The organism is Mesorhizobium sp. LSHC412B00, from assembly GCF_000503035.1.
In the GTDB taxonomy this organism is placed as follows: Bacteria; Pseudomonadota; Alphaproteobacteria; order Rhizobiales; family Rhizobiaceae; genus Mesorhizobium.
This window is the reverse complement of sequence record NZ_AYWB01000006.1, coordinates 36,003-49,225: the sequence shown is the minus strand read 5'-3', so window position 1 is coordinate 49,225 and position 13,223 is coordinate 36,003. Positions and strand designations below refer to the sequence as shown.

The 13,223-nt window shown below is 62.6% G+C and carries 13 protein-coding genes; 1 reads left to right on the top strand and 12 read right to left on the bottom strand.

All coding sequences use genetic code 11. From position 1 onward, the window contains the following. Positions 1–21 precede the first annotated feature (21 nt). From X757_RS151670 to X757_RS151700, 7 genes are all read right to left on the bottom strand, one after another. On the bottom strand, positions 22–1,788 hold the full coding sequence (locus X757_RS151670; protein WP_023726221.1) for a thiamine pyrophosphate-dependent enzyme: 1,767 nt from the start codon (positions 1,786–1,788) through the stop codon (positions 22–24). Between the two features lie 10 nt (positions 1,789–1,798). Beyond that, positions 1,799–1,960, bottom strand: coding sequence for a hypothetical protein (locus X757_RS1000000167930; protein WP_023695157.1), 162 nt, complete (start codon positions 1,958–1,960; stop codon positions 1,799–1,801). Between the two features lie 481 nt (positions 1,961–2,441). Beyond that, positions 2,442–2,687, bottom strand: coding sequence for a hypothetical protein (locus X757_RS151680; RefSeq protein WP_023686880.1), 246 nt, complete (start codon positions 2,685–2,687; stop codon positions 2,442–2,444). 13 nt (positions 2,688–2,700) lie between these two features. Then, positions 2,701–2,916: a hypothetical protein gene (locus tag X757_RS151685; RefSeq protein WP_023686879.1), complete on the bottom strand. Its 216-nt coding sequence runs from the start codon at positions 2,914–2,916 to the stop codon at positions 2,701–2,703. 180 nt (positions 2,917–3,096) lie between these two features. After that, positions 3,097–4,224: an FAD-binding oxidoreductase gene (locus X757_RS151690; RefSeq protein ID WP_023695155.1), complete on the bottom strand. Its 1,128-nt coding sequence runs from the start codon at positions 4,222–4,224 to the stop codon at positions 3,097–3,099. Positions 4,225–4,284: 60 nt separating this feature from the next. Beyond that, complete coding sequence (locus X757_RS1000000169400; protein WP_023667755.1) at positions 4,285–5,826, bottom strand: amino acid ABC transporter permease/ATP-binding protein; 1,542 nt, start codon at positions 5,824–5,826, stop codon at positions 4,285–4,287. 94 nt (positions 5,827–5,920) lie between these two features. Next, the gene (locus X757_RS151700; protein ID WP_023686876.1) at positions 5,921–6,763 is read right to left on the bottom strand and encodes an ABC transporter substrate-binding protein; all 843 of its coding nucleotides are present in this window, start codon (positions 6,761–6,763) and stop codon (positions 5,921–5,923) included. Positions 6,764–6,976: 213 nt separating this feature from the next. On the opposite strand from X757_RS151700, the gene X757_RS151705 reads away from it, so the two are divergent. Then, positions 6,977–8,071, top strand: a complete 1,095-nt coding sequence (locus X757_RS151705) for a LacI family DNA-binding transcriptional regulator (protein ID WP_023726220.1) — start codon at positions 6,977–6,979, stop codon at positions 8,069–8,071. A 176-nt stretch (positions 8,072–8,247) separates the two neighbouring features. On the opposite strand, the gene X757_RS151710 is transcribed toward X757_RS151705, so the two are convergent. From X757_RS151710 to X757_RS151730, 5 genes are read right to left on the bottom strand one after another with little or no spacing between them, the layout of a single operon-like run. Then, the gene (locus tag X757_RS151710; protein WP_031251281.1) at positions 8,248–9,666 is read right to left on the bottom strand and encodes an FAD-binding oxidoreductase; all 1,419 of its coding nucleotides are present in this window, start codon (positions 9,664–9,666) and stop codon (positions 8,248–8,250) included. Further along, a complete protein-coding gene (locus tag X757_RS151715; RefSeq protein ID WP_023695150.1) occupies positions 9,663–10,526 on the bottom strand; it encodes a PfkB family carbohydrate kinase in 864 nt (287 codons plus the stop codon). The genes X757_RS151710 and X757_RS151715 overlap by 4 nt, the downstream gene beginning before the upstream one ends. After that, complete coding sequence (locus tag X757_RS151720) at positions 10,523–11,377, bottom strand: sugar phosphate isomerase/epimerase (protein WP_023726218.1); 855 nt, start codon at positions 11,375–11,377, stop codon at positions 10,523–10,525. The genes X757_RS151715 and X757_RS151720 overlap by 4 nt, the downstream gene beginning before the upstream one ends. A gap of 21 nt (positions 11,378–11,398) precedes the next feature. Then, positions 11,399–12,259: a carbohydrate ABC transporter permease gene (locus X757_RS151725; protein WP_023726217.1), complete on the bottom strand. Its 861-nt coding sequence runs from the start codon at positions 12,257–12,259 to the stop codon at positions 11,399–11,401. Further along, complete coding sequence (locus tag X757_RS151730; RefSeq protein WP_023682778.1) at positions 12,256–13,215, bottom strand: carbohydrate ABC transporter permease; 960 nt, start codon at positions 13,213–13,215, stop codon at positions 12,256–12,258. The genes X757_RS151725 and X757_RS151730 overlap by 4 nt, the downstream gene beginning before the upstream one ends. Positions 13,216–13,223: the final 8 nt, after the last annotated feature.

Genomic DNA, 13,223 nt, shown 5'->3' with positions numbered 1-13,223 from the left:
CGTGCTCCTTCTTGCGTGTCGTCAGTCTTTCTCGCCGGCGGTAATCATCGACCTCAGCGGCTCTTGCGCCACATTCGCCTCGATTTCCGCGCGTCCGGGAGTGTCCGATAGCGCCTTGCGGAAATTTTTCGCATAATCCGGTGGCATCTTCGGTGGCATCATCGGTTCGTACGGGTCGACCACGGCCTCGATGACCACCGGACCCTCAGCAGCCAGGGCAGCGTCGAGAACACCTTCCACCTCCTCGGCGCGAGAGACGCTGTAACCAATGCCGCCCATGGCTTCGGCGGCCATGGCGAAGTCGATGGGCTGGAGTTCGCAGGCGAATTGCGGGTTGCCGAGGAACATCATCTGCTCCCAGGCGATCTGATTGAGCATGCCGTTCTTGAGCACGAGCACCTTGAGTGGGACCCGGTACCGAACTGCCGTCGAGAACTCGCCGAGTTGCATCGCGAGACCGCCGTCGCCGACGACCGCGAAGACCGGCCGGCCGGGAAAGGCCAGGCCCGCGGCGATCGCATAGGGCAGTCCGCATGCCATCGAGGCCAGCGCGCCCGAGACGCCGAAGGCCTGCCCGTCACGCAGCTCGATATGGCGGGCCGCCATCTCGGTGTTCTGGCCGGAATCGGCAACCAGGATCGCATCATCGGGCAATCGTTTCCCAAATGCGCGTGTGACCACCTGGGGCTTGAGCGAAGTGGCGGCCTTTTGCTCCGACTGCGCCATCATCTCGCGCCAGCGTCGCATGCCCGCCTGCGCCTTCTCGAGGAAGCTGCGATCATCCTTGCGCTTCAGGCGCTTGTTCAGCAGTCGCAGCGTCACGGCGGCATCGCCGGCAAGGCCGGCCTCAATGGGATAGCGCAGGCCGATGCGCTGCGGGTCGCGCTCGATCTGCACCCCGCGCGCCTGTCCCGGCTTCGGGTAGTATTCGATGTAGGGAAAGGTCGAGCCGACGACGAGCAGCGCGTCACATTCCTCCATGATTTCCTGCGACGGCAGCGTGCCGAGAATCCCGATGCCGCCGGTCGTCAGCGGGTGATCGTCGGGCAAGGCAGCCTTACCGAGCAAGGCCTTTGCGACGGGGGCACCAAGCAGCTCCGCCGTCTCTTCCAACTCGTGCCTGGCACCAAGCGCGCCCCGACCGGCGAGGATCGCGACCTTTGTCGCCCCGTTCAGGATCTCGGCGGCTTTCGCAAGTTGTTCTTCGTCGGGAAGCCTGCTTCCTTCGAACCAACGATCCGGCGTATGCGACGGTTTGTTGCGCTTCGAGCGCTTGGCTTGGTCGAGCGTGTGCTCCTGCACATCGCTGGCGATCGACAGATGCGCAACGCCGCGACGTGCCAGCGCCGACCTGCAGGCGAGACCGGCCAGGCTTTCCATATGCGCCGCGTCGGAGACCTGCGCGTTGAAGACGGCGACATCGCTGAAGACGCGCGTCAAGTCGACATCCTGCTGGGTGAAGGTCTCGATAAGGTCGTGGAACTGCATGCCGGTAATGGCGAGCACCGGCGCTTGGTCGAGCTTGGCATCGTAGAGTCCCGTCAGGAGGTGTGTGCCGCCAGGGCCGGAAGTTGCGAGGCAGACACCGAGCTTGCCTGTCCATTTTGAGTAGGCGCACGCCATGAACGCCGCGGATTCCTCGTGCCGCACCTGAATGAAGCGGATGCGGTCCTGCCGCCCGCGCAGCGCCTCCATGATGCCATTGATGCCGTCGCCCGGCAGGCCAAAGATGATATCGACGTTCCAGTCGATCAGCGTCTCGATGAGGATGTCCGCGGCGGTCGGCATGTCTCAGTCCTTACCGCGATGCGGATCCCGCCGCCTGGCTGCTCTTGTTCGCGGTCTTGTCAGTCTTACGCTGGTCTTTGTTGCCGCCGCGATTGCCGCCATGCAACTGGTCGGAAGATTGAGCGGTCTTGCCGTCTTCCAAATTAGTGGCCATGCGCAAAGCTCCCTTCATCCGGCCTGCCTAACCAGAAAGTCGGTGAGATGTTCCGTGCCCGAAGGCAATGCCGCCTACTCAGGTGCCCAAGGGAAACGTGTCAGGTATTACCCTCGATGAGGCGTGTTCGGCAGTTAGCGGCTGAACAGGCGAGGTGCGATCGAACCAGACGAAGGCATCGAACTGCTGCGAGGCCGAGGATTGCACGTAGTGGCCGAGGCTGCCTGATCGCCAAAAGCGCTCGCGGCAGAGCTGGCCGATGTTCAGGTCGCGTCTTCGCAGGTCCCTATAGCCAGAGCGCAACGCCGCCCGCACCGTCCCCATAGGCGAACTCCTCGCACCCCTCGTCGACGAATTTCCCGCGCGGGATTCCGCCTCAGTGGCGAAAGGACTCGTTCGTCGCGCACACCGCGGCGGGCGATGTGCGCTTCGACCATGCGGTGCCTGGCGTGCCGGTAGTCTGGCATGGCTCCTCGATAGCTTTAAAAAGACGGCAGGCTTAGTCGTCCTGCCTGCGCTTGTGGTGCTCGCTCTCCTGGTTTTCGCCGCGGATCATCTGGCGATCGTCCTTGTCGGTCAATTCCACGCCCTCGTCGCGTAGATTGGCGCCGTCTTGCCGCGCCTCGCGCTCCTGCTTGGATCTCTTCAGCTCATCCTCGGCATTGAAATCGTCGCCGGCATTGCTGGAGTTCTCGCGCTTTTCGATGATGCGCAGCTGCTGCTCGTGGGTCTTCCGGCCGGCCATGGCAAGGTGCCTCCTACTTGTTCGTGCGTCCGGTCTGGTCAGGGTTGATGCCGCCCTGAGGCGTGACGTCGTTCTCGACATCGCCTTCGAACGTATTGTCCCCATCGAGAGCATCGCTCTCGTCGAGCATATCGCCGCCCTTGACCGCGCCCTTCGAGGTGCCGATTCCCGGGTTGTCTCGCAGATCCTTGTCCGTGGGCTGTTTAGTCTTGGGGTGTTGGTTGGTCATGGAATTTCTCAGCGCTGGTTGAGCTTGGACGAAAGACGGTCCTGGCGCTGTCCAACTTCAACGTGGAGAAAATGTTCCGGTGTCAGGTTCGGTGCGCGTAAGCGGCCAGGCGGCCGCCGTCTCGGCTAGCGAAACTCCAGGCATGCCACATTACATCCCATTCCGAGGCGAATTGGCGGGCTAAAGTGAAAATCGAGACGGTCGAAAGCTTGCAAGGAGTGGGTGCTCTGTTCCGGTGGCGATCTCGGTTGCAAGCAGTTCGCCGGCAATCAAGCCAAGTGTTGCGCCGCTGTGGCTGAAGGCGACGTAATACCCCTCGATCTCCCGCAACTGGCCGAAGACCGGCTCGCCGTCTCCGGGGATTGGCTTGGGCCCGACACCGTAGCTCTCCAATTCCAATTTCGGATGACCGTCGAGAACATTCGACGCTTCGTCGAGAAGGCCCTGGATGGTCGATGCTTTTACGCGATAAGTCCCGTCCGGATTGACTACCACCTCTTCTTCCGACCAGGCAGAATCGAGCGCGAGGGCGCCATCAGGCGTCGGCCGGATGGCGACGCGCGGCGTGTTGAGCACGGCGCGTAGAGGCAAGTCGACTGGCTTGGTCCTGACCAGCAGCGCGATTGGTGTCCCATCGGCAATACGCTGACCGGCCACGGCGACCATTCGCGGCACATCCGCACCGGTCGCCAGAAGCACCGCGTTGGCGGCGAAGCTGATCCCGCTGGTGGTGGTGACGCCGGTGGCCCGGCCGTTGGCGACGGTGACGGTAGCGCTTCCGGCCTCGGTGACCACCTGGCCGCCCCGCTCCACGAATTCCGCGATCAATATTTCGATCAGCGACGGCAGGTCGACCCAGCCCTCGCCCGCGTTGAAGATCGCGCCTTGAGGCGTGACAGCGCTTGCGCAGACACCCGGCGTGACCAACCTTATGGCGTCCGCGGACAGATGCTGCGCATCATAGCCGAGACGTTTTTCGTGAGCGAAGACATCGGCGATCTCGTTTGAGGCATCGTCCGCATCCCACGTCAGGCCACCGTCGAAACGCAGCCAGGCGGCATCCGGGCATCGCGCCGACAAACTGCGGTAGCGGTCGATACCGATCATGCGCAGGCGATGATACTCAGCCGAGCGCCTGCGCGCCGAATTGATCCAGGCGAGCGAGCGGCCGGAAGCTCCCTTGGCGAGCGGTCCATCATTGACCAGCACGGTCTCGATGCCGAGCCTTGCAAGATGAACGGCCGAGGAGACGCCAAAAATGCCGCCGCCGACAACAACGACCTTGGAAACCTGATGTGATGCAGCCATGAGATATCTTTCACTGGTGGAGGTTGGTTTGGGCGGCCGTCTTGAAGGGCTCATGCGTGATCAAAGCACTTCGGCAAGGAAGTGCTTCAGACGCGGGCTTTTCGGCGTATCGAAAATCGCGGCAGGCGTGCCGGCCTCGATGATGCGGCCTTCATCCATGAAGACGACCTGATCGGCGACCTTGCGGGCGAAGCCCATTTCATGCGTCACCACGACCATTGTCATGCCGCGCCGGCCGAGATCCGCCATGAGGTTGAGCACACCCTTCACCAGTTCTGGATCGAGTGCGCTCGTTACCTCATCGAACAAGATGACCTCCGGGTCCATCGCCAATGCACGAGCGATTGCCACACGCTGCTGCTGGCCACCGGAAAGGCTCCCTGGACGATGGTGTTTGCGGGTCGCAAGCCCGACGTCGGCAAGGCGCGCCTCGGCGATGCGCTCAGCTTCCTGTACAGGGAGCCCCTTTACCTTGGTCAGCGACAGCATGACGTTTTCGAGCGCGGTGTGGTCGGGAAACAGATTGAACTGCTGGAAAACCATGCCGACACGCCGGCGCAGTTTTTCAGGCTTCATCGCCAGGATGCTCGCACCATCGAGCAACACCTCACCGCCCTTGGGCTCGACCAGGCGGTTGAGGCAGCGCAGCAGGGTCGACTTGCCCGAACCTGATGGGCCGATCACGCATGTGACCGTGCCAGGCTTGACTGCCAGGCTGACGCCTTTGAGAACATCGAGGTCGCCATAGGCCATGTCGAGATCGGTGATGGCGAGACTGCCGCCCTTGAAGCGGGGCAGCGCTGAGCGGGCATCAGAGCCGGCCTCCGAAGGTGCACTGCCGGTGGCGCCCTCCAGTTCGCTCACTTCGGCCAGGCCGCTGATGACGAGGCCGGCCTTTTGCTTTCCGACCCGCAGCGAGTTGTCGATGTAGTTGACCACATGGGTCAACGGCACGGTGATGACGAGATAGAACACGCCGGCCAGAAGCAATGGCGAGAGGTTTCCGGTGACCACTGCCTGGTCCTGACCGACACGGAAGATCTCGCGCTCCGAGGCGAGCAGACCGAGGAAGTAGACAAGGCTTGAATCCTTGACGTTGCCGATGAACTGGTTGACGAGGGCCGGCAAGACGCGGCGGATGCCTTGCGGGATCACGATCAGGCGCATGCCTTGGCCGTAGCTCATGCTGAGCGCCCTGCAGGCCTCCATCTGCCCGCGCTCGACGCTCTGGATGCCCGAGCGGAATATTTCGCCGATATAGGCGCCGGCGATCAGGCTCAGCGCAAGAATGCCGAGCGGAAAGGGCGAAGGGCCGAAGATTTCACGGCCGATGCGGGCAAAGCCCTGGCCTATCAGCAGGATGGTGACGATCGCCGGCAGCCCACGGAATATATCCGTGTAGACCCGCGCCGGAATGCGCAGCCAGCGCGATTGCGAGATGCCCATGACCGCCAGGATCATGCCGAGAATGACACCCAGCACCGTCGACGCGGCGGCGAGGATCAACGTGTTCTTCAATCCGATGGTGATCATGCTGGGCAGCACGTCCGCCATGGCCTGCCAGTCGAGGAAACTGCGCCGCAGGTTTTCGAGCCAGTTCATTCGCCCCCCTTTCGGTTGCGCTATTCACATCGTCCGCATCAAGGACGGCGGCGTAATCCGGCCGCCGGCATGAGAGCCAGCGGCCGGGTACGGTCTACTTCTTGGGAAGATACTGGTCGGGCATCGGCGAGCCGGGGAACCACTTTTCATAAAGCGTTTTCCAGGTGCCGTCCTGCATGGCCGCGTGAAGGGCGGTGTTCAGCGCATTGCGGAGCTTGTCGTTGCCCTTGCGCAGGACGAAGCCGGCCGGGGCGTCAAAGGAAGGAATATTGACCGCGATCTTCAGGTTCGGATAGCGAACGCCATAGTCCTTGGCAGCCTCGTAATCGAGGAAGTGGGCATCCACGGTTCCGTTGTTAAGCGCCGAAACGGCGGAGTTGTTGTCGGGGAATTTGACGAGATCGGTTCCGACAAAATTCTTCGCCGCGTAGATTTCTTGGAGCGTGCCTTGCACGACGCCGAGACGTTTGCCCTTGAGCCCGTCCGCCGACGTGATCGCCTTGTCGGCAGTAAGCACGGACAGATAGCCTGCGATATACCCGTCGGAAAAGTCGACGGTCTTCTTGCGTGCTTCCGTCGTGCCGATTGCCGCGACCGCGACATCGAAACGCTCGTTTGCAACCGAAGGCATCAGCGCCGAGAATTCCTGGCCGGTGAAGATCACCTGGTCGGGCTCGAAGCCAAGGCGGCTCGCGACGTTGCGGAACAATTCGATGTCGAAGCCGGTGAACGACCCATCGGCCTGGGTGAAAGCGTAGGGTTTGGCATCGCCCATGGTTCCGACGCTGATGACCTTCGCATCAATGAGGCCATAGGGATTGTCATCCGCGGCGGCCGCTCCTGAAACCAGCCCAGCGCCGACGCACATCGCCATAAGAGCCATTGCGCCGGTTCTGACCGGGCACATCAACGACTTGAGAATTTCTTTCCTGCTCATGTCTTTCTCCACTCTGAAGGTCTGTTCTTCTTGGTATTTCCGTCGAGCCGCCATCTGGCGCGCCGACATGCCCTTGCCGAAATCACGGTCCGTCACGCCTCTCGGCTCCACTCCTTTCAAAGAGACCGGTCTCATATTGCGTGAGACCGGTCTCTTTGTTAATCGTTATCGCCACGTTGACCTCCCGTCAACAACTCTTGTAGTCGTCATCCGATGAAAAGAACCGCCCCCAAGACCCCGTCGATAACGGTCAGCGACGTCGCCCGCGCGGCCAATGTTTCGAAAGCGACAGCCGCGCGCGTGCTCGGCGGATACGGCGTCGTCAGCGACATGATCCGCGCGGAAGTCATGGCCGCGGCCAAGGCCTTGGACTATCGTGCGAACGAGCTCGCCCGCAGCATGACGACCGGCCGCTCCGGCATCATCGGCGTGGTTGTCGGCGACATCGAGAACCCGTTCTTCAGCCTCGCGGTACGCGGCATCAGCGACGCGGCAAAGACAGCGGGGTTCAACGTCATCCTGGCCAATTCCGGCGAGAAGATCGAGGCGGAAAAGGCGGCCGTGAAACTGCTCATCGGCAAGCGCGTCGACGGGCTGATCGTCACGCCGTCGGAATCGCGCGACATCGCGCACCTGCGCGATATCCACCGCTCGGGCCGACCGCTTGCCCTGCTGGATAGGGCGCTGGCAGATCTGGATGTCGATACGGTCACGACCGACGATCGCGGCATCGCCATGCTGGCGACCCGCTTTCTAGCCGATGCCGGCCACCGCAACATCGCCTATGTGACCGCGGTCGACGCCGAAGGGCACGAGTACCGCGATCTCGGGCAGATCTACACCTCGTCGGTCCGTGAGCGCATCGACGGTTTCCTCACCGTGTGCCGAGAGGCCGGACTTGATCGGCCAGAACGCTTTGTTCGCCTTGGCGCGACAAGCCCCACCGAAACGCGCAGGGTTGCCGGCGAGATGCTGTCGGCGCCGGATCGGCCGACGGCGATCCTCGCCTCCGACAGCGTCATTGCGCTGGAGATCTTCAAGGTGACCCGCGAGCGCGGCCTGCGGGTTCCCGACGACATTTCGCTCATCACTTTCCATGATGCGGACTGGACGAGCGTCACCACGCCGCCCATCACCGTTATCGACCAGCCCGTCTACGCGCTTGGCAAGAGCGTCGCGGAATTGCTCATCCGGCGATTGAAGGGAGATTCCCGCCCGGCGGAAAAGCTCGTTTTGCCGACCGCCATCATTGCACGCGGATCCGTTGGCCCGCCCTCGAATGGAAAGCCGCAAGTGCGCCAAGCATAGGTGTGACGGCGATACGGCCCACATGAATACGTTAGAACAAGGTCGACGCACTCCGCTTTAAGAATGTACGTCGATCAACCCAGCAAGCACCTGATCGCAATGCCGCGTCCACCGTCATCGGGACGGCACGTGCCGGCTCATGGTTTGAAGAGCGTGACGATGAGCCAGATGCCCGGCTACTTCTTGCGCCTGCCTGGCTTCAGGGCCGCCAGAAGATTGGTGATCCTGCCCGCCTTTCGGTTGCGGATCTCGGCCTCGTTCTTGCGGCGCACCGCGGCGCGGACAAGCCTGGCGCCGAGATAACGCAAAGGCTCGGGCGGCAGCGACATGCGCCGCTCGATGCCGACCAGACCACTTTCGCTCCAGCGATCCTTTCGCTCGAGCACCAGGCTCGCCAGAATGCGTCCGGCTATCGGCGTCTGCGCGATGCCGGTGCCGTTAAATCCCATGCCGTAGAAGATATTGGGATGATCGCGCAGGTGGTCGAAGACAGGAACGTGTTCAGGCACGCAGTCGATCGGCCCCGACCAGTCATATTCGATCGCCACACCGCGCAGCGAGGGGTAGACCCGATGCAGCTCTCGCATATTGTCGCGACCGTGCTCCGGGCTGCGGTTGAAGCTGGCGCCGAAATTTCCACTGAAGGCGACGTTGCCGCTGCCACGACCGAAGACCACCCTGCCCCCGATGGTGCGCTGGTAGTAGAGCACCTGGGCCTGGGAATCGCAGATCGAGGCACCGTCGCGCCAACCGATGCTGTCGAGCAGTTCGGGAACGGCGGCAGTGGCAATCACCTCGCTGCCGACGACATAAAGATGTCGCCGCAGTTCCGGCAGCGCGGAAAGCCAGGCGTTGGCGGCAAGCACGATTTTGTCAGCCCGTACCGCGCCATGCGCCGTGCGCACCGTGCATGTCATGCCGGGTTCGATGGCGAGGACCGGGCTGCGCTCATGGATGATGACGCCGCGTGCCAGTGCCAGCTTGCGCAATCCGATGGCAAGTTTGGCGGGATGGACCGTGCCGGCAGTGGTCTCGACGACGCCGACATAGGAGGCCGATGAACCGGTGCGGCGTTGAATGTCCTCGGCTGTCAGCGGGCTGAAACGGTTTTCTCCAACAACCGCCGTCAAGGCCACGGCGGTCTCCCAGGCGCCTTCCTGCGCAATGGAGCTTGCTGTCCACAACCATCCGTCCAGCCTCAGGTCCATGTCTATGGTGCCGTTTTGCTGCAGCGTCTTCAGCTCCGCGATCGATGCCACCGTGTCGGCGCACAGCAGGCGCGCTTCCTCGAGACCGACGACCGCACTGATCTGGTCGATTTCGGCGAACCATGAATGGACCTGACCGCCGTTGCGCCCCGAGGCCCCCGATCCGCACAGATCGGCTTCAAGGATCACCACCCGCGTTTGCGGCGCAAGTTCAAGGATCCGCAGCGCCGTCCACAGACCGGTATAGCCGCCACCGACGATCACCACGTCGGCGCGCTCGTCGCCTCGCAATGGCTCGGTCGCAGGGGCGGCGGCAATGTCCTGCAGCCAAAACGACCGGTCAGATGCAAGCGCGACCGCAGGCTGCCGCAAACGAATTGTACTCACGCTTGGGCTCCCTGCGCATCGACAATGAAGCTGGCATATTTGGCTGGCAGCCAATCGGGTATCGGACGCGGTCTCTGGGGAAACCCGCCAAGATGGGTGCAGGTCTGCGCCGCCGCGATCGACGCCCTGTGCAATGCCTCCAGGGCGCCGAGGCCGCCGAAATGGAAGCCGGCGAGGAAAGTGGCAATGAAACTGTCGCCGGCGCCACACGTATCCACGACATCGACAAGCGTCGCCGGCGCATGCACGACATTCGTGCCATCGTCGAAGTAGGAGCCGCGTCGACCACAGGTCAAAACTACCTGCCTTGCGCCGGCCGCCCTGAGCGCGCCCAGCGATGGCTCGATGGGAACATCGACATCGTCCGGTCCGGACGCAAACAAAAGCGGGACACCGTCGAGCGGCAGCGCCATATGGGCGGTCGATAGATCGATGCTGAACGGCACATGGTCCGCCACCAATCGTTGAACAAGGTGCTTGTTGGCGTTGGTGCCGAGATGCACCCAGTCGGCCGCGGCGATGACCGCATAATGCGCGGGCGCCGGCATGTAGTTTTCGCCCACACCGAAGGATTCGTGCAGGAACTTCCGGTCGCCGGATTCATCGCGCAGCAAGGTGACGGCCGTATCGCCGGGACGCCGTTCGACGTCGTCCGGAGATAGGCCGGCACCTTGCAGTTCGGCAAGCACCACGTCGCCTTCGGGATCGTTCCCGACGGCGCCGAAATAGCGCGCGGACCAGCCGTTGCGCCGCCATTGCGCCGCGACATTCAAGGCATTGCCGCCCACCGTCATCAAGTTGTTGGTCAAATAGGCATCAAGGCAATTGTCCCCGACCGCGATAAGCTTTTTCGACCTCATGCCGGCACCGTTGCGCGATCGATATACGGCGCGATGGCGCCAAGGCAGCGTGTCCAGGCTTTTACCGGATCGAGCGCGTAGGAGCCGTTGCCGAACGGCTCGAAGGTGAACTTACCGGCATAGCCGAGGCGCGCGAGTTCGCTGACATAGTGGTCGAGCGGCAGCGTGCCCTCCCCCCACACCAGATGCCCGGCTGGCGTGCCGTCGACCAGATGAACATGCGCCAGCCGCGAGCCGAACAGGTCGACATAGCCGGCCACGGTGTCGCCGGCCGTGGCCATGGCGACAGTGTCGAGCACGATATCGATATTGCCGGCGCCCACCTCATCCAGCATTTGGCGCAGGCCTGCCGCATTATTGACGAGGTTGCTCTCGAACCGCTGCAACGGCTCGAGCAGGCAGCGCACCCCGTTTGCGGCGGCGCGCCGGGCGATCTCGCCGATCGAACCGACCGCGCGGTCCCATGCCGGTTGCCGGGGTTCGCTCTCGTAGCCCCGGCCGGGCGTCAGGAAGAGATAGCGGGCGCCAAGCGCCGCGCAGATGTCGGCTGCACGCCAAAACCGCTCGATGCTGTCCTGGCGCAGTGCGGCGTCGCCGGAGGCAATGTTGATTGGATACAACACCTGCTCAGGCGTAAAGCACCAGGCCGACAGCTCGTTGTCGGCGAGTACCCGGCGAACGGATTCGACACGTGCGTCCGTGGCGTGGAACAGGTCCAGATGCTGGGCAATCCCCCACAGCTCGATCTCGCGCAGGCCAAAGCCTCGGATCGTCCTGGCGACCTCATCGAAGGGGAAGTGCTGGAAGCTGAAATTGGCTCCGATCAGCTGATGAGCAGCGAGCTGCGGCATGAAGGCTCCTTTCGGGAATTGTTATTTGCCGATGCCTTCGGCCAAGCCACGGATGAAGTAGCGTTGCGCGCCAAAGAACACGATCACGATAGGCAGCGCCGAGATCGTCATGGCCGCGAACACCACGGCATAGTTGGTCCCGTGGGTTGCCATGATCGACGTCAGTCCGACCGGCAGCGTCTGCACATCCGAGCCGCTCGTGAAGATCATGGCGAAGAGATATTCGTTCCAGGCGAACAGGACGTGCAGGATGACGCAGGAAATGATGATCGGCCGGCACAGCGGCAAGGTGATGCGCCAGAAGATCTGACCCTCGCTGGCGCCATCCATCGTCGCCGCCTCGTCGATGTCTTCAGGCAGATCCAGCATGTAGGCGCGGATGAGGAAGGTGGTGAACGGCACACGGAACGCCGTGTAGAGAATGATCAGCGCCCAGTAGGTGTTGTAGAGACCGAGCGCCTGCAACATCTTCACCAGTGGAATGATCGCCACCGTGGGGCTCAGCATCAAGCCGCCCAGAACGATGGCGATAACCAGCGGCTTTGCCGGCATCTTGGTGCGGGTCAGGCCGAAAGCCGTCCAGGCGCTGATCAGCACGGTGCATATGGCCGAAGCGCCGGTCACCAGCACCGAGACTGTCACGTAGCCACGCACGCCCTGGTTCCACGCTTGCACGTAATTGTTCCACGACCAATGGGTGGGCAGGGCGAAGGGATCGCCGAAGATCTGCGCATTGTCCTTGAAGCCGCTCAGCGCCATCCAGATCAGCGGATAGATGACGACGACACCAAGGCAGACCAGGAATGAATAGAGCAACGTCCTGGCGATGACCGACCACACATTGACGTGCCGGCTGCGACCGGCTGCGACCATCGCACTCATAGCTGCACCCGGCGGCGCTTGGTGTACCAGAGCTGTGCCGCACCTGTGAGCATGGTCAACATGAAGATGACGGCGGCGATCGCCGCGCCATAGCCGAAATTGTCCTCGATGAAGGCCTTCTGGTAGAGCCACGTGCCCAGCACCTGGCTGCTGTTGTTGGGCCCGCCTGCGGTCATCACCATGACCTCGTTGAACACCTGGAACGCGCCCGTGATGGTGACGATGATCATCAACCCCGTCATTTCCCGGGTCAGCGGAAAGGTGATGCTCCACAGGCGGCGAAGAGGACCCGCGCCGTCGATCGTTGCGGCATCGTAGAGGTCGCGCGGGATCTTCTGGATGGCGATGGCGAACAGCAGCGTCGAATAGCCAAAACCCTGCCATTGGCTCATGGCGATGATGGCATAGATGGCGGTGTGCTCATTGCCGAGCCAAGGCATGACGAGCTGGCTCAGTCCAACACGGCTGAGCGCGGCATCCAGCAAGCCGATCTGCGGCTGGTAGATGAAATAAAACAGCAGGCCGGTCACCGTGATCGAGATTGCCGACGGCACGAAATAGACGGCGCGCCACAGCCGGCGCCAGCTTTCGCTTTTCAGGTCCTCGATAATGGCCGCCAGCAGGAACGCGCCGAAGACCTGGAAGATGACGGAGATGAGAGCGTAGAGGCAGTTGTTCCACAGCGCCAGCAGCACGACCGGGTCATGCAGCAGCCGGTCGTAGTTGGCGAGGCCGACATTGGTGACCTCGCCGGTGTAGATGTCCTGGTCGGTGGTGCTGACGATGAAATTGTCGACGATCGGATAATAGACGAACCAGCCGATGAGGATGAGCGCGATCGCCGCCCATCGCAACGACAACAGGTTGGCGAAGCAGGCCCGCCGGCTCTTTGGCCGTTGCGGCCTGGCGACGCCGATGTCGGCGCCGCTGTCCACTGTGTCCGAGGCCCTTGCCATGCTCGCCT